This window comes from Klebsiella sp. 10, from assembly GCF_018223925.1.
GTDB classification, from domain to species: Bacteria; Pseudomonadota; Gammaproteobacteria; order Enterobacterales; family Enterobacteriaceae; genus Klebsiella; species Klebsiella pneumoniae.
Window position 1 is genome coordinate 97,419 of record NZ_JAGRRB010000002.1, and the last position, 17,061, is coordinate 114,479.

General features: G+C 54.9%; 16 protein-coding genes. 2 read left to right on the forward strand and 14 right to left on the reverse strand.

Going from position 1 to position 17,061, the window contains the following annotated elements; all coding sequences use genetic code 11:
* Positions 1–51 precede the first annotated feature (51 nt).
* The 4 genes from KHQ26_RS03425 to KHQ26_RS03440 form a co-directional block, all read right to left on the reverse strand.
* Positions 52–1,056: a fimbrial protein gene (locus tag KHQ26_RS03425; RefSeq protein WP_049123820.1), complete on the reverse strand. Its 1,005-nt coding sequence runs from the start codon at positions 1,054–1,056 to the stop codon at positions 52–54.
* Positions 1,044–3,545 carry a fimbria/pilus outer membrane usher protein gene (locus KHQ26_RS03430; protein WP_032410312.1) on the reverse strand — a complete coding sequence of 834 codons (2,502 nt, stop codon included), beginning with the start codon at positions 3,543–3,545 and terminating at the stop codon, positions 1,044–1,046. The genes KHQ26_RS03425 and KHQ26_RS03430 overlap by 13 nt, the downstream gene beginning before the upstream one ends.
* Positions 3,546–3,560: 15 nt before the next feature.
* On the reverse strand, positions 3,561–4,256 hold the full coding sequence (locus tag KHQ26_RS03435) for a molecular chaperone (RefSeq protein ID WP_004213066.1): 696 nt from the start codon (positions 4,254–4,256) through the stop codon (positions 3,561–3,563).
* Between the two features lie 77 nt (positions 4,257–4,333).
* Complete coding sequence (locus tag KHQ26_RS03440; RefSeq protein WP_004143457.1) at positions 4,334–4,897, reverse strand: fimbrial protein; 564 nt, start codon at positions 4,895–4,897, stop codon at positions 4,334–4,336.
* Positions 4,898–5,341: 444 nt separating this feature from the next.
* On the opposite strand from KHQ26_RS03440, the gene KHQ26_RS03445 reads away from it, so the two are divergent.
* A complete protein-coding gene (locus KHQ26_RS03445) occupies positions 5,342–5,629 on the forward strand; it encodes a hypothetical protein (RefSeq protein ID WP_004176193.1) in 288 nt (95 codons plus the stop codon).
* Between the two features lie 224 nt (positions 5,630–5,853).
* Here KHQ26_RS03445 and map read toward each other — a convergent pair whose 3' ends face one another.
* The 3 genes from map to KHQ26_RS03460 form a co-directional block, all read right to left on the reverse strand.
* The gene (gene map / locus KHQ26_RS03450) at positions 5,854–6,636 is read right to left on the reverse strand and encodes a type I methionyl aminopeptidase (RefSeq protein ID WP_023327952.1); all 783 of its coding nucleotides are present in this window, start codon (positions 6,634–6,636) and stop codon (positions 5,854–5,856) included.
* Positions 6,617–6,835, reverse strand: coding sequence for a ParD-like family protein (locus KHQ26_RS03455; protein WP_002904808.1), 219 nt, complete (start codon positions 6,833–6,835; stop codon positions 6,617–6,619). The genes map and KHQ26_RS03455 overlap by 20 nt, the downstream gene beginning before the upstream one ends.
* Before the next feature lie 289 nt (positions 6,836–7,124).
* A complete protein-coding gene (locus KHQ26_RS03460; RefSeq protein ID WP_002904810.1) occupies positions 7,125–7,373 on the reverse strand; it encodes a hypothetical protein in 249 nt (82 codons plus the stop codon).
* Positions 7,374–7,669: 296 nt separating this feature from the next.
* On the opposite strand from KHQ26_RS03460, the gene KHQ26_RS03465 reads away from it, so the two are divergent.
* Positions 7,670–9,325 (forward strand): putative bifunctional diguanylate cyclase/phosphodiesterase, encoded by a 1,656-nt coding sequence (locus KHQ26_RS03465; protein ID WP_004143447.1) that lies wholly within the window; start codon positions 7,670–7,672, stop codon positions 9,323–9,325.
* A 33-nt stretch (positions 9,326–9,358) separates the two neighbouring features.
* On the opposite strand, the gene iroE is transcribed toward KHQ26_RS03465, so the two are convergent.
* The 7 genes from iroE to KHQ26_RS03500 all read right to left on the reverse strand — a co-directional run bounded on the left by iroE (position 9,359) and on the right by KHQ26_RS03500 (position 16,799).
* Complete coding sequence (gene iroE, locus KHQ26_RS03470) at positions 9,359–10,294, reverse strand: siderophore esterase IroE (protein ID WP_020804971.1); 936 nt, start codon at positions 10,292–10,294, stop codon at positions 9,359–9,361.
* Between the two features lie 187 nt (positions 10,295–10,481).
* The gene (locus KHQ26_RS03475) at positions 10,482–10,622 is read right to left on the reverse strand and encodes a hypothetical protein (RefSeq protein WP_002904814.1); all 141 of its coding nucleotides are present in this window, start codon (positions 10,620–10,622) and stop codon (positions 10,482–10,484) included.
* Between the two features lie 24 nt (positions 10,623–10,646).
* Positions 10,647–10,886: a hypothetical protein gene (locus KHQ26_RS03480; protein ID WP_002904816.1), complete on the reverse strand. Its 240-nt coding sequence runs from the start codon at positions 10,884–10,886 to the stop codon at positions 10,647–10,649.
* Between the two features lie 416 nt (positions 10,887–11,302).
* Positions 11,303–11,746, reverse strand: coding sequence for a PTS sugar transporter subunit IIA (locus KHQ26_RS03485; protein WP_002904819.1), 444 nt, complete (start codon positions 11,744–11,746; stop codon positions 11,303–11,305).
* Positions 11,736–13,181 (reverse strand): sugar porter family MFS transporter, encoded by a 1,446-nt coding sequence (locus KHQ26_RS03490; RefSeq protein WP_004143440.1) that lies wholly within the window; start codon positions 13,179–13,181, stop codon positions 11,736–11,738. Before KHQ26_RS03490 ends, KHQ26_RS03485 begins: the two co-directional genes overlap by 11 nt.
* A gap of 745 nt (positions 13,182–13,926) precedes the next feature.
* On the reverse strand, positions 13,927–15,255 hold the full coding sequence (locus tag KHQ26_RS03495; RefSeq protein ID WP_004151635.1) for a 6-phospho-alpha-glucosidase: 1,329 nt from the start codon (positions 15,253–15,255) through the stop codon (positions 13,927–13,929).
* Between the two features lie 11 nt (positions 15,256–15,266).
* Positions 15,267–16,799 (reverse strand): PTS transporter subunit EIIC, encoded by a 1,533-nt coding sequence (locus KHQ26_RS03500; protein WP_020804982.1) that lies wholly within the window; start codon positions 16,797–16,799, stop codon positions 15,267–15,269.
* Positions 16,800–17,061 lie beyond the last annotated feature (262 nt).

The following is a 17,061-nucleotide window of genomic DNA, read 5'->3' on the forward strand; positions in this document are numbered from 1 at the left end:
CGCCGGTCAGAGCAATTCCTTCATCCGCTTCATCCGTCGGTTCGCCATCGCCTAGTCATAATGCAAGGTATAGGTCGCGACGGCCGACACCTGGCCGGCGGTGATCCGGGAACGTGTCTGGTAGTAGCGGGCAGTGAGCGGCAGGGTAAACCGGCCCGCGCTCGCGCTGCCCAGCGTCATCTCATGATTCAGTACGACCGGCTGACGATGGTAAAGCAACTGCACGCCAATACCCTGCGCCCGATCGTCGGTGGCGTCATTGCGCAGAACGCCATGCCCCCGGGCGGAGAGGGGCTCCGCGCCGTCAACTCGCAGGGAAATCGTGACCACGCTGTTGCAATCCAGCTGCAGCGCGAAAGGGGTGTCGCCGGTGGTTTTGCCGACGCCGCCGAAGTGGTCAAGCATCGCCGCAGGGAGCTTGATCAGGGCTGGCGTGGCGTCATTCACTGAACATCCCGCGGTGCTGATCCTGCCGGTTAAGTCTAACGCGGCCAGCGGGGTATGCTCCGCCATTAAAAAGCGCTCGCTGTGATACTCAAGCTCGCCCGGCGTCGCCGCGGGACCGGTTTTAATGAGCTCAATCGTCAGGCGGAAATAGCCCAGTTTCCACACCGCATCGGGCAAGGCGGCGGGATTGTCCACCCGTTGGCTAAACGGCGAGGGCGTCGGCCGGTCAGGAAAGCCGCCATAGCCGCCGATAGCGCGCAGCGATACGCGAACGCCAATGCCGGCGAGGTTAGTTTGATAAACCGTCGGTCGCGTCACTCCCCCGGACAGCAGACTGTCCAGCAGCAGCGGCGACAACCCGTGCGGGTCGTCCGCGCAGCGGATCCACTGTTCGCCGCCGTCGCTAAGGCGGTTCCAGGCGAAACTTTTATGATACAGCGGGGTGCCGGGTCTGGCGTCAGCCGGCACGGTGAGTTGCCCCACGTTCAGCCGAAGGGTGGAGGCCTGGCCGCGGACAAACACTGGCGTACAGGCCCATCCGCTGGCGGCCGGTAACAGAGTGAATAACAGCGTCAGGGCGACCCGACGCAGGAGAGTTAAAAAGGACATGATAACGTCTGCTGTAAGATGAGTGGATGGGGGGGCTGCGCCAGCGTCGGGGTGAGATCGTAGCGGGCGCTACAGCGCTGCTGAGGGCCTGGCCCCCATTGCGCATACAGGGTGCCTTTTGGCGCCAGGCCGGCCAGGTACACCTGACCCTCGCTGGCAACGATGCTGTTGGTGTCTTTGGCGCGTACTTCGCTGCCAAAGGGCAGCGGTTGTCCTCGCGACTGCAGCGTAAACAGCGCCTTATAGCCAACGTGGGTGTGAAAGCGCGCCAGAACCACCGCGTCTTTGGTAGGGACCAGCGTCACGGTGCTGTTGGCCAGATCCACATTCTCCGGCAGCGAATGGCTGTCGAGAGAGACGTCGTTGCGGTGATAGGCGGTGGCGAAGGGCAGCACGGCGTACCCGTCACCATTGGTGGCGATGGTTTTCTGGTTGGCGAGGGTCACACCCCCGGCGCCACCGGCGTCAATCAGGACGACAGCGCCATTCATTTCCGGCGTAAAGACTACCCCGCGGCGGTGAATCAGAATGCCCCCGCTGGCGCCGTAGTTCAGACGAGCGGACTGCGAATCGTGGCTGTAGCCGAGATTCAGATCGCCCCTTCCACTGCTGTACCCGGCCGTCAGGCTGCCGCTGGACCCGTTTTGCCGATCGCGGGTTTGGCTGACGGCGTAGCTAAGCGCGTGATTGTCCAGCAATGTGCCGTTGAGGCTGACCATCTGACTGCCAACGCTGTGGCGGGAGGAGGTCAGGGTATAGCCGGCATAGCTCCCCGGCAGCAGGTGGCTCAACGGCACGGAAAGTGACAACGTCACCACTTTGTCGGAATGCGGCTCGTCATCCTCCTCGTCACCGTGGCTGCTGCGGGAGTCGCTGTAGCTGAGCGACCACGCGATACCGTGAACCTGGCTGCTGATCCCCATATTGGCGGTACGCTGTGTGGCGCCCCCTGACCAGTAGCTGTCCTGGTCGAGACTCAGATAGAGGGTGATATCGTACGGCAGGCTCTGGCTGGCGGTGATTTGCAGGGTTGCTTTTTTGTTGTCGCTATCCTGCAAGTCGTCGTCGCTACCCGGGCTGGAAAACGCCTCGCTCAGCGTGGCATAGCGCTGATGCGAATAACGCCAGCCGGTGAAAGTCAACTGCGTGCCGAGACGATCAAAACCTTTGCTGTACTGGAGCTGCCAGGCCCGGCCATCGATCGGATCCTGCTGGTGCCGGTCGCGGGCGTTTAACAGCTGCAGCGAGAGCGCCCCGGCTTCTCCCAAACCCTGTCCTGCGCCGAGCGAGAGGTTATGGTATTGCGCCGCGCTCTGCAGTCCGCCAAACAGCGTCAGATTGTGGGCGAACCCGCGCATCAGCGACAGCTGCATCATCAACGGCCGCTGGCTGGCATCGTCGCTATGGTAGCGCCCGGCGACCAGGTTGTATTTCAGGCTGCCTTCGCGCTGCATGCTGGTCACCGAAGCATACGGCTGGGTGAAGCGGCGGATTTCGCCATCCGACTCTTTGACGGCAACCTCAAGATTGCCGCTGCTGGCGGTGGGATAAAGATCGTCAATCACGAACGCGCCGGGGGTGACGTAGGTTTGATACAGCACGTAGCCATTTTGCCGAACCGTGACCTGGGCGTTGGTTCTGGCAATCCCGCGGATGGTCGGGGCAAAACCTTTCTGCGAGTCCGGGAGCATCGCATCGCTGGAGGCGAGGGATATTCCCTGAAACTGTACCGCGTCAAACACATCGCCCGACGTGAAGGTATCTCCGAGGGTCAGTTCACTCTGCCAGCGCGTCAGGTCGCGCTCAAGCCAGGCGCCGCTGGTCATCCACTGGGGCTTATCATCGCTGTTGGCGGTCAGGCTATTGCTGGCGTGCAGGCGCCAGGCGCCGACGTTCACGCCGCTTTTCAACATCAGATAGTTATCGCGCTCGGTGCTGCCCTCGCGGGTACGCTGGCTGGCGCCTGAATAACGATAGTTACTCTGAAAGGCGCTAATACCTTCGTCCCACAGCGCAGAGGGAACATTATCCCTCGCCCGGTGCGTCATCAGCGCCTGAGGAATGGTCATTACCAGCCGCTGATGAGCAAAATCGAAATTGACCGTGCTGCCCGGCAGCAGCGCGTTGAGTTCGGGACATGAGCGGGACGTTGTGCCGGTCGCCTGGGACAGCACGGCCGGGTTAACTCCGGCCTGCAGCAGATCTTCCGGCTTAAGGCAGGGCGTGAGCTGTCCGCGATCGTTCTGGCGAAACGTGACGGTCTTACGGGCGTCCAGCGTGACGCCGTTGACCTGCCAGCTCACCGGATAGGCGCCTGGCGGCTGGCCCGCCTGCTGATTGAAGCGTTGCAGATCCACTGCCGGCAAATGGTCGTTTTTCTCCAGCAGATCCATATTAAAGGTCGCCTGGGCGTGCAAGAGCGCGCTCTGTCCGCCCAGCAGGATGGAGAGGCTGACGACGGTAACGGTATGAGCCGGGCCGTGGCGCATCGCGACATCAGACGCTTAGTGCGCCGAAACGGGGGCGCTAAACGTCTGCACAGCGCCAAAGTCATCCAGAATGCGCCAGCTCACCTCGCGGGCGCAGGCCTCGCCGGGGAGGGAATACTCTTCACGGCTGTGAGGAGCAATCACGCTGCGCTCAAGCGGCGTTTTCTGGTTCTGGCCCGCGCAGCTGAGCGTGGTGATAGTCACATAATAGGGGGAGGCATTCTCCGCCTGCAGGTGGTTGCCGCTGACCCGCCAGCGCAGGTGCTGCGCCGCGTCGAGCGCCGAGCCAGGGAGCCCTGCCGGGCGATAAATGAGCTTCAGTTGATTCTTTATAGCAAATTGCAGAATGTTCTCGCCAGCCGGCGCGGTATTGGCGGGAATCACTTTGATATTCAGGGTGAACAAACTTTCCCGATCGTTTGGCAGTTGCGCCGAGGTTAATAACACGCGCAGATCGTTGCTGTCTCCGGCATCCAGACGGAACAATGGCGGGGTGACGATAAACGGTGATTTATTATTATCAGCCAGATCGTCTACCCAGCTTTGAATAAGCACCGGATCGTGAGGATTGGTGTTTTTTACCGTGATGTCTGCCTCATGGCTTTGTTCATTATAAATGACACGTGTGCCGGCAATGGCAACCCCGGCGGCAGACGCCAGGAACGGGCAAAAGAGAAGGCTCAGGATAAAAGCCGCTTTATAACACTGCATAATTGAGGATCCGGTCACGAGGAATGAGAATAAGGGCAGGGGGACGCTGCCCTTGGAAAAGTGGCAATCAGGACATTCTATTCGTACACAATATCAATATTGGCCGTGGCATTAATATTGCCGGCAGTGACATCCTGTGAGGAATCGCTCTTCAGATCGGCAATAAAGTTAAATGCAATATCACCGTTTTCGTCGGCTTGCGAAACCGCCGTTTTGCTCTGCTTGTCAAAGGTCAGCTGAGTGCCTTCCGTTGAGCCGTCAGGGGAAGAGAAGACTTCAATGCCCACCCCTTTGGCGGTATCCGCGGCGTCGGAGAGCGCCAGCACGGCGGCGCTGGTGCCGTTAGCGTTGGTGTCCGGAGTACCTTCCAGGCTGATACTGATGTTCTGCGCCAGTGGGCAACCGGTGAGGTTGATAGTGAACGGCGTTTCTGCGGTTTTCGCTTCATGGGATTTCAGCGCCGACATATCGACGTTGCCAAAATCGACATTAACATCGCCACCGTTATTGGCGATCTGGCAGGACTCGTTAATAATTTTACCGGTGAAATTCAGTGTACCCGCCGCGCGGGCGGTGGTCACAGTAGCCAGACTTAAGGCCAGCAGTGAACCAACAACCAGCAGGGTGCCTTTTTCTTTCATACTCAAACCTTATTAAATAATCACAAGTTAACAAAAGCATTTAACATTTTTAAAGCATGTTTTTTATTTCTGTTCACAAAAAACGGTAAGCATCACTAATGTATATTACCGTCGGGGGCGGGATTATACGGAGAACATCGTAAAGGCCCATTGATAAGATGTGTTAAGCTGTAACATTATTTATTTTTTGGTGTAAGTATAATCTCATTAAATATTAAAAAGAGTCCCATATGTATAATGCATTATTTCCGGGAGATAACTGTTCTGAGCAAATTTTACGAAAAAGTTGCTGTTAATCCCGGCAGTTGACCGGGTGGCCCGGAATAATCATTTACGCTGCCGCTATTTTGCAGTAGCGTGGAGTGACGGCAGGAAGCCGCAGGTTGTAGGGCGCAGAAACGATGCTGTGCCGCGCAGTGTCACCCGTTATCAAGGAAGATTGCTATGTCTCCATTCCGTCTCGCTCTGCTATGTCTGTGCCTGGCGCCGCTGGCGTCGTCTGCTGCGCTTTCCGGCCAGGTTCATTTTTCAGGACGGGTCATCAATCCGGCCTGTGTTATCGCCCCCCGGCACGATCGTATCGATGTCTCGTGCCAGCACCATTCACCGGAACAGGTCGCCTTGACAAACAACCGTCCTCGCTACGCCATGCCGGACAATCGTGGTGAGGTCAGTATTCACTGGCGAAATGCGCAGCATAGTGAAGCGGATGTCATTATTCGCTATCGCTAAGGCAGGATAAAGGCAATGAAGAGTAAGCTGATGCAAGAAGGTAAAGGATAAACCGTTGTGCGGTTTATGCGCGCATCAGCCATAACCAGCGGGCAGGCGCGCGCAGAAATCATTCATGAAAACAATTATTGCCGCCGCCCGGCGGCAGAATCAGGTGTCGTCTGGCGCCCAAGCGAGCTCCGGGATCGGAAAGCGGCCCACCGTCATAGAGAAAGGGAAGCAACTCAGCGGATCCGCGACTGTTCATCGTCGCGTAACGTCAGCACCTCAAAACCGTTGGCGGTGACGGCCACGGTGTGCTCCCATTGCGCGGAGAGTTTTTTATCGCGGGTAACCACCGTCCAGCCATCTTTTTTGGTTTTGATACGGCTGTCGCCCTGGTTGACCATCGGCTCAATGGTGAACACCATGCCTTCCTGCAGCACGGCGCCTTCTCCGGGGCGGCCGTAATGCAGCACCTGCGGTTCCTCATGCATTTCCTGACCGACGCCGTGACCGCAATATTCTCTGACCACGCTATAGCCATGTTCCTCCACCCAGCGCTGAATAGCGTGGCCAATATCGCCCAGCGTCGCGCCAGGCTTCACCACCTCAATGCCTTTCCACATCGCTTCATAGGTAGTCTTTACCAGCCGGCGGGCCAGCGGGGAGACATCGCCTATCAGGTACATCTTACTGGAGTCGGCAATCATGCCCGCTTTCTCGAGGGTGATATCGACGTTAACAATCATCCCGGAGCGCAGATGTTCGGTCGCTTTGGGGATCCCGTGGCACACCACATCGTTAATGGAAGTGTTCAACACATAGGGAAAATCGTATTGCCCCTTGCTGGCCGGGCGGGCGTGCAGCTGGTTGACGATATAATCTTCCACTCGATCGTTAATCGCCATCGTCGTTACGCCGGGAACGATAAAAGTATCCAGCATATCAAACACTGACGCCAGCAGCTGGCCGGCATGGCGCTGCCGGGCGAGTTCGTCGGCGGTTTTAATGATTATTGATGGCATTGATCACCTCCAGCAGACGGTCAGAGCCGGATTTCAGCATCAGCAGTTTGATCTGCTGGTGGTTAAGCTCAGGGTAGAGTTCACTCATCATGCCCAGACGGATCCAGTATTCCGCCTGGGCATTGACGGAGCGGGACATGGCTTTGCTGGCATCACGAATATCATCGTGCAGCAGATCGGAGATTTTGACGATTCCCATAGATATATACCGTAATGATTCGTATATACATCGTATACAATCCAGCGCGGGATGTCCTTGGCATTTTGTGGCGTAGATGGCGAGCACCATGCAAAAAAGCCCGACCAGCGGGCTTATATTCAGCATTTTTTCGGGTTAAAAATTCGCGCTGTGCACCATGGCGAAAATTACCCATTAGATTATCGGTATGCAGAAAGAAAATAACATGATGGCGACGCATCAATATATTTTATGCAGGTGTTAATTTTGCGTATTAATATTCTCCCGTCAGGCCGGGAATCCGAAGGATTTACAGCGCGTCAGTGAGTTTATCCACCACCACTTTACCCGCATTATCGAACTGCGTAATGCGGAAACTGTCGCTCCAGGAGCGGCGGGTGGTGAAGCGGTCGAACAGGGATACCCGGCCTTTGCGCTGGCCATCTTTACTTAAAATAACCCATTCGGTCACCGAAGAATAATGCTGGCTATTGTCATGTCGACTCTGTTGTTCAACAAGCTGGTCTTCTTTTTCCACTTTTAAATAATCACGCAACATATTTAACCTCCATAGAAAGTATTATTAACATTACTCCTTTTATTTATTCTTTCAATCAAACTTTTTAATCAATAAAAGTAACTATTAGTGGGCGACCTAAGTGCAAAAATCGCGGGGAATATCACTCCTTCGGACGGCCTGGTCCACTACGCTTAACGAGAGCGTCCGCCGCGCCTACTGCGGTGTCCGGGTCAGAAAGAGGCCAACAAAAGGCCATATCCTTGTATTCTTAATAGGCGTAATTCTGCTATATCTAATGCGTTTTGCCACGACCGAGCCACAGAGAGCGCTGTACCATGAGTAACGATCACCTGACGGATATTGCCTATCGCCACTTTATTGAAAGCGTTAAAGATTATGCCATCTATATGCTGAGCGCCGACGGCACGGTCATTAGCTGGAATGAGGGCGCCCGCCGGGCAAAAGGGTACCTGAGCGACGAGATCATCGGTCGCTACTTCGGTCTCTTCTATAGCGAAGCTGAACAACTCTCCGGTGTACCCGCAAAAAACCTGGAAATCGCCCTGCGTAGCGGGCAGTTTGAAGGGGAAGGCTGGCGGTATCGCAAAGACGGGTCCCGATTCTGGGCGCATGTCATGATCGATACCATCCGCGATGAGCAGAACACCCTGCTGGGTTTTGCCAAAATTACCCGCGACATTAGTGAACAGAAGGCGATTAACGACCGCATCGCCTGGATGGCGCGCTACGATGCGTTAACCGGTTTACCCAATCGGGTGGAGTTTTTTGAACGGGTGGAGAAGCTGATCACTGGAAATGATGCCCGCCGCTTTGCCATTTTCACGATCGATTTAGACAAATTTAAAGAGATTAACGATCTGCAGGGCCATCTGATTGGTGACCAGCTGCTGCAGCGCGTGGCGGGCGCCGTGCTCAAAACGCTGCAGAAGGAGGAGATGGTCGCCCGCTTCGGCGGCGATGAGTTTGTGGCCGTTAAACCTTTTTCCGATGAGGGTGAAGTGGATGCCTTTGCTGCGCGCCTGTGGCACTGCTTTAGCGGTAAGCAGACGTTTGCCGCGACGGAAGTGGTTCTCTCCGCCAGCATTGGCATCTCAGTCTACCCGGAGGACGGCACGGATATTAATACGATACTGAGCAATTCCGATCTGGCTATGTATCGGGCAAAAAGCAGCCTCGACCATAAGATTTGCTGGTATGAACGTGAAATGGATGACAAGACGCGGCAGCGCAATATGATGGCCGCCGATATCCGGCGCGGTATTCACGCCGGGGAGTTTTCGCTCCACTATCAGGCTATCCGCAACATCAAAGATCGTAGCATCACCGGTTACGAGGCGCTGCTGCGCTGGCAGCATCCGCAGCTGGGGACGATCCCGCCGGACGTGTTTATTCCCATCGCCGAAGAGAGCGGCGCTATCGTGCCCTTAGGTTACTGGGTGCTCGAGCAGGTGTGTAACGAATCGCTGGAAAATGGTTTGAACAGAAAAGTTTCGGTCAATATCTCTCCGGTGCAGTTGCGCCATCGTAGCTTTATCGAAAAAGTCCGCGAGATCCTGATGCGTACCGCCTACCCGGTCAGTCTGCTGGAGTTTGAGGTCACCGAAACGGCGTTTGTGATCAATAAACAGCTGGCGTTCAGCGTTCTGCATCATCTGCAAAAAATGGGGATCAGTATTGCGCTGGATGACTTTGGCACCGGTTACTCCTCCCTGAGCATGCTGCGCGATTTTCATTTCGACGTCATCAAACTCGACCGCAGCTTTATGACAGATGTGGAGAGCAACCCTCAGGTACGCTCATTCGTGCGAGCCATTATTTCGCTGGGCAATTCGATCAATACGCCGCTTATCGCCGAGGGGGTGGAAACGGCTGGACAACTGCAGATCCTCGAAGAGGAGGGATGTGACGAGATGCAGGGATTTCTGTTCGGCGAGCCGGTCGATATCAAACACCTGCCCGACCGGCGCTGATGCGCCCACCCTCCGCTGGTGGGCGTAAGGGCGTTACTGATGCGCAAGCGCTGCCTGCCCGGAAAGATGCAGCAGCGCCGAGCGCAGCGAGACCTCGAACATCTGACCGTGCGTCAGACCGGGGTAGCGCCAGAAGGCTACGGTCAACCCTTTACTGGCAAGCTGCTGTTGGGTTTGACGCAACACCTCAAGCGAGGCCTCGTGCCCGGACGGCTCTCCACGGGCTTTACCGTCACCCTCGAGTAGGTACAGCGATTTCCCGCGAAAGCGGACGGCATCAAGACTTTGGCTTGCCTGCAAAGGCGATTGCAGGGCCTGACCTAGCGACGGGCTGGCGGAATAGTAGATCCCAAACGGCGAAGCCTTCCTCCACGCGTCGAGCACAAACAATCCGCCGTAGGAGTGGCCCCAGATAGCGCGCTGGTGGGGATCTATTTTCAGGTTAGCTTCCGTCTGGGGAACCATCGTTTCGGTTAGCAGCTGGCGAAAAACATCATTGCCGCCGGTTTTACGCGGCGGTAGCGCGGGTTTCCCGGCGCGAGGCTCACGCGTCTTTAGCGGTGGGGTGTAATCCCAGGCGCGGGCTGCGGTATCAAAGGGCAGCGCGGTCTGGTAGCCGATAGCGACGATCACCGGCGGGGAGCCAGCGAAGAGCTGCTGCAGAAACGCGTCGTCGAGTTTATCCATCACCGCGTTGCCATCCAACATATACAGTACCGGATAGCCGGCGGCGGGCGGGGCTTTGTCCGGCACTGCGGTCCATACCCGGTAGTGACGTTCGCCATCGGCAGAGTCATACTGGCGTTGCGTAAAGTGGTAAAACGCCGACCCTTTATCCGCAATGTTCGGCCCCAGCGGCTGAAGATCCGGCCGGGCAATACTGCCGCTGCTGTAGAAGAGTGCGCCAATCGCCAGCGTCAGCAGCCCGCTCGTACGACCTGTTGTGATGCTCCCTGAACTCAACTTCACCTCGTCTGTCCCCCTGTTTTGTTGCTTCTGGCGTTATTGTTGGGCTGACACGTTAGCACAGCTTTTATGATAATGGTTCTCATTTCTTTTTCTGGCGTTGCCACAAACTGTATGCTGGGGGAGCGGGTGGCGGGATAAACGGAGATGACGAAGAGAAGGCCCCCTGTAGGCGGTCATAAAAGAAAATTCAGGAACGATCGTGAAGGTGACTCAACAGTTTTTTGACCAGCGGAGTGAGCGCAATAAACAGCAGCGCAATAATTACGATCAGCAAGAGCGTCAGCCCTTTATGGTGGCTGATAAGCACCAACAGCATCGCCAGCGTCATGGTATGATCCTTTAATAAATGGCGTTAACCACCGCCAAGGTGAATAAAATTCAACAGAATGGTCATGACCACCCAGGCCAGCAGCAGATAGCGTCGTTTATCGCGTCGAGCTTCCAGCGCAGCAAAATAGTTAGCGCTGTACCAGGTCGATATGATAATAGCCAGCGTGATGATGACCTGCCAGATCGCCTCGCTGAAACCGGTGACGCTGCTTATGCCACGAAAGCAGAGGACAATCGCAATACCGTTAAACGCATTACACATCAGCCATCCCCACAGACTTGCGGGTCGGCTAAATAAATATCCCAATCGTAAAACCAATGTCGTATTCACCCTGCTAAAATAATCGCGCTGTAAAATGCATTTTAACGATCGAACAGGTATTGATATAAATCAAAACTAATGGAATACCGCAGGAATCACTGGCGTACGGTGCTAACAGCGCGAGCAATAAACCTGAGGGTCAGTAGCCCTGGAGAATATTTAACTCATTGTTTTAATGGTTTTTTAGTTATGAGATGCCTGCGCTAATGCGCGTACTTCAAGCAAGTAGCAATACGTTGGTTTCTCTGGTTATTATTACCATTGAGGTTATAACGGGGAGAATCAGATTATTCGCCATGTTTGCTGGGCGAGGGGTGAAAATCCGACCGGGGCCAGAGCTCCGGTCGGTGTCATACTTAATGGGGCAAGGCGTTATGCTGCAGAATTTTCAGGAAATCATGTTTGTCGGAGATTAATGACAGTGCGTTAGCGATCAGCTCATCGCTAAATATCGAGGCAATTTCCTTGAGTACGTCAATATGCTCTTTCTCTTTCGCGATCACGCCGATGGCAATAAACATTACATTGCTCCGATCCCAGATTACGCCATCAGGAAACTGATAGATCTCAATCCCGGTTTTAAGGATGATATCCGTCGCGGATTTCGGCAAATGCGGCAGGGTGATGCCATTGCCTAAAAAGGTCGAGACCTGATGTTCACGCTCCAGCAGAAAGTGGACACATTCCTGATTGACATAGCCTTTGGCTTTAAACTCCGCGCCGATCATGGCGATGACTTCCGCTTTATTACTGGCTTTGCAGCCAATATGCAGATTATCCAGCGTGATGTTATCGATCATAACCAACCTCCCTGGTGAGACGAGTGGATTTTTTATCTTCATGGTTTGCTGACAGCTCTGCTTCTAACTGCTCAAGCGATTTATTGGAGGTCTCGGGCAGGGCAAAGACCACGAAAAGAATGGCTAAATAGTTAATGGCGGCGAAGATAAAGAAGACTGGCCCAAGGCCCAGTTTTGCCTGCAGTAGCGGGAACAGATAGCTGACCACCGCGTTCATGATCCACATGAAAAATACCGAGATCCCCATCGACAGTCCGCGGAATTTCAGCGGGAACAGTTCGGCTAATACCACCCAGGTAATAAAGCCCATGGAGCCCTGCATCACGCCGACGAACAGCGCGCCCAGCAGCCAGATGGCGGTAGCTTTCAGGTCACCCACCAGGGTGTAATCGACAGCGGCGATAATCAGATGCAGGGTTGCCATAATGGCGAAACCGTAGATGATGATTGTCTTACGTTTGAAGCGGTCGACAAGGAACAGTACCCCGATCAGCATACCGCCCACGGAGAAAACACCGTTCAGCACGTTGCAGATCAGCGAAGTACGCTCTGAGAAACCGGCGGCACTCAGGATTTCCGTACCGTAATACATAATGACGTTAACGCCGGTGGTTTGCTGCAGTGCGGCCCAGGTAATGCCGACCAGCAAAATTTTGAGGATCCAGGGTGTTTTGACAATCGTCGCAAAGGTGCTCTGGGCGCTGTACTTATTACCAGCTTCAATTTTGATCAGGGTAGAGATGTCATCGTACTCCTTCTGCGCGCGTTCCGCCGGGCGGATTTGTTTGAGGATATGCAGCGCTTCATCATGACGATTTTTGCTGATCAGCCAGCGCGGGCTTTCCGGCGCGCGCCACATGCCAACGAACAGGCAGATGGCCGGAATCGCTTGTACCAGCAGCATATAGCGCCAGACGTCCGGCAGATGGCCCCAGATGATGCCAATGATCGCGTTGATGGCAAACGCCGCCAGCTGGCCAATGACGATGGCGACTTCATTCAGGCCGGTCAGCTTGCCGCGCATCTCGGTAGGCGCCACTTCTGAAATAAAAGTGGGGGCGGTGACCGAAGCGCCGCCGACGGCATAGCCCAGCAGGGCGCGGGCAATCAGCAGGGTAGTGATATCGGGGGCCGCGGCGGAAAGCAACGCGCCGATGAGAAAAACAAAGGAGAGAAAGAGTAAATATTTACGCCGGCCGAAGTAATCGGCAAATTTGCCGCCAAACACGCTGCCCAGCGCGGCGCCGACCAGCAGAACGCTCATTACCAGCCCTTCGGTGGTTGGGGTCAGCGCCATGTACTGCTTCAGTGAGGAAAAGGCGCCGTTGATAACGCCGGTGTCGTAACCGAAAAGCAGGCCGCCGAAGGTGGCCACTAAGGTGATCTGATGAAGTCGTTTTCTCTGTTGCTGGTTCAGGTTTGTTATAAATGACATGGTAGTCCCTTTATTTTGTTGAACGACACAAGATAAAAATACATCTCCCCAGTCAGGATTTATCACGCCTGTGTTGTCGTATCTAACTGAATTAAATGATTTTCTTCTTTGTGTAATTGCTCAGCACAAGGCAGGGTACGCTAAGCAATGGCGGTCAAAGAGGTTTACGGCTTGGTGTTGACATGGATGTAGTCGATATCCGTTCTCCTTTGCGGGTTAGCGGTCTTTAGTGCGTCAGTCGCGACGACATTTGCCGATGAACAGCGCTCTGGTGTGGCACGTTGCTGTCGCTCCGGCGATTTACCGTGGTAAGAATATGGCACAAAGAAATGGAATGAACATGCAACAAGATCACATTATGAAAATTTAATTTCAAATAAGTGTTGCAGAATGGTAAATGCATGAAGCCAATCACAAAGGCTAAAGGGAGTATATCCCCATGAAAAGCAGGTTAAATTTACAGTAAGGTAATAACGATGTTGTTTTCAGTGGGTTAATGTAAATCGAAGAATACTACGCAGATCACATTTTTACGCCATAATATTGAAGAATAGAATTTATATTTCATTGTCACGATCGGGGCAAAATGAAGATAGAGGCCTTTTACCACCGGTCTGAAGGGGGAAATGAGCGATTCGCTTTGCCCACGGGGGCGGAGGTTAAGGATGAATGCATCACCGGGGGAAACACCGGGTAAAAATGCAGAGAAGGGGGATTCTCTGCATCTTACCCATCACGAAAAAGATCAGTGCAGTGCGGGCCAGTAGCCTTCGTTGGCGACGATCAGTTCATCGAGGATAGCTTTCGCCACCGAAGCGCTGGGCACCGTTTTCGACAGGGCGATGGCCTGCCACAGTTTCTGGTAACTGCCCTCAATCCAGGCGTCAACCACCAGTTTCTCAACTGCCACCTGCTGCTCCATCAACCCTTTCTGGAATGACGGGATTTTCCCCATCGCCAGCGGTTCCGGACCATTAACGCCCACCAGGCAGGGGACTTCCACCATCGCCGTCTCATCGAAGTTGGCGATGGCTCCGTTGTTCTCGACGATCAACAGCATCCGCTCCTGGGTGTTAAAGGCGATGGCGCAGGCGAGGTCGACGATAAAGGTGGCATGGGCCCCGGCATGGAAATGCGCGCCTTCCGCCGTGCCGCGACGGGTGATCTCCCGGGCCATATCAAAGACCTCTTTTTCGCGCCCGGCCATCACCTCGTTGGCCCGCGTAAACTCCGGGTCGGAATGCGCCACTTCATAGTCGGGGTAGAGATAGTATTTCAGATAGGTGTTAGGCAGCGTCGTCGGATCGAGGGCAAACACATCCTTCACCTTTTTAAAGGTCTCGATCCAACTCGGCGCCTTATGCTGAAAGTCTTCTTTTGGGCTGCTGTATCCCTGCTCCGCCACGTGACGCTTCAGCGCCGGCATCAAATCGTTACCGGCTTTATCGGTGATGCTGGTCCACCAGCCGAAGTGGTTCAGGCCATAGTAACGAACGTTCAGCGCTTTGCGCGACGGCAGGCCGAGGATGTCGGCGAACAGACCCTCGATAGCCACCGGCATATCGCAAATGTTGATGATGCGCGCGTCGGGCCGCAGGCGACGGGTCGCTTCCGCGACGATAGCCGCCGGGTTGGAGTAGTTGAGCATCCAGGCCCCTGGTGCGTACTGCTGCATATAATCGACCAGCTCCAGCACCCCGGCAATCGAGCGCATACCGTAGGCAATCCCACCCGGACCACAGGTCTCCTGGCCCGGCACGCCATATTTCAGCGGGATCTTTTCATCCTTTTCCCGCATCTCATACAGGCCAACGCGAATATGCGCCATCACGAAATCGACGTCGGTAAAGGCCGCCTGCGGATCGGTGGTATAGCTGAACTTCACCTGCGGAAAGCGTTCAGCCACCAGGATGGCGCAGGCGTCGCCGATAGTCTTCTGACGCTGGTGATGGTTGTCATACAGACGGATCTCCCGCAGGGGAAAGCGCGACATATTTTCCAGTAACATCATCACAATCCCAGGGGTATAAGTACTGCCGCCGCCGGCAATGGTGACCACAAAATTATCTTTCATTTACCACCTCGTTATTCAATAACACCCAGACTGGCGTTGACCGCCGTTCGAATTTTGTTAACTCCCAGGCCATAGATAACCTGGACATGGTTTCCTTTAATCAGCACGCTGCTCCCGCCGCTCTCTTTCAACAGCGTCTGCTGGATAAGGGCGGGGTCCCGCACATCAACCCGCAGACGGGTAAAACAGTTGCCCACCGCACAGACATTCTCTTTCCCTCCCAGCCCGGCAATCACCAGCGCGCCTTTATCCGGATGCTCGCTATTAGCCTGTTGCGAATGCTCATCTTCGGCTGCGGTTTCGCGGCCCGGGGTGAGCAGCCGCAGACGGGTAATACAGAAGGTGCCGACCAGGTACATGGTCGCGGTTTCCAGCAGACCGAGGGCGACAAACACCGGCCAGCGCGTCGCGCTGACTCCCGCCGGGAGGTTATAGACGACGAAATCGATGAGGCCGTTAGTGGCGCAGACCCTGACGTGAAGCAGCCAGGCCAGCATCTGGAAAAAACCGTCCAGCAGGGAGTAGATAAGCCACAGCAATGGGGCGGTGAAGATAAAGAGAAACTCAAAAGGTTCGGTGATCCCCACCAGGACGGAGGTAACAATCAAGGGGATCAGCGTGACTTTCAGCCGCTGCTTATTCTCCGTTTTCGCCGTACGGTAGAAGGCGAGCGCCATGCCGGCGGTGCCAAAAATCTTCACCATCCCATAGGTGAGGAAACGGGCGGAATCACTGAGCGCGTCAACGGGGTGGCGGGCGATTTCGGCCAGGAAAATAGGCTTAGCGCCAATGACGGTCTGACCATCGATCAGCAGCTGACCGCCGATAGAGGTAAAAACGAACGGCGACCAGATCAGATGATGCAGCCCGGTGGGGATCAGGAACCGGTTGAGAAAGCCGTACAGGAAGACCCCGATGGCGCCAAAGGATTTCATAAAGCCGGTCAGCGCCGAGATGCCCAGCTCCACTACCGGCCAGAGATAGACGGTGGCGATGGCGAACATGCCGACCAGCGGCAGCATCACGATCAGCACCAGCTTACTGTTGCCGTAGATCGACAGCGCGCCGCGAAACTCAATCCCAACCACGCGATTATGGACAAAGGCGACAGCGCAGCCAAGGATAATCCCAAGGAATACGCCCATATCGATAACCTGAAAACCGAAGATAAAAGTTTGTCCGCTGCCGTACAGTTGCGCGTTGGTGGCTCCGGTCGCCAGGCGATGGGTGAGGGTTAGCCAGCTATTATTCGCCGCCAGGTACATCAGCCAGGTCATGGCCGCCACGAAGGCCGCTTCGGCCTTGCGGGTTTTCGCCAGACCGCTGGCCAGCCCAAGGCAGAACAGAAACCCAAGATGGTTCATCAGCGCCCAGAGCATACTGGAGACAAATTTCCCCACCAGGTAGAGCCCGCTGCTTTCATCCACCCACAGCCGGTTGGTCGTCATGCTGAACAGGGCGATCAACAGGCCGATAGCTGGCAGATACAGCACCGGCCCGATCATCGCCTTGGAAAAGTCCTGAAGCTTTTTCACTCCAATCATGGTTGTCCTCTCGTCTTTGCAGACCGCTGTCATCACCTGATGAATAGGCTTATCAGACTAGGAGCAGACCACCGGGAACCCGAGCAGGAAAAGGGCCATCTGTGACGAAAGTCATATATATTATTGCTGGACAGATATATAAATATGGCGTGATTTATAGATGTGTCATTGTTGATTTTTTCGCTGCAAGATAAAAATAATCATTTAATTACATGAAGTTATTCATGTCTACCGTTGACTGGCGCCACTCCATCGAGACATC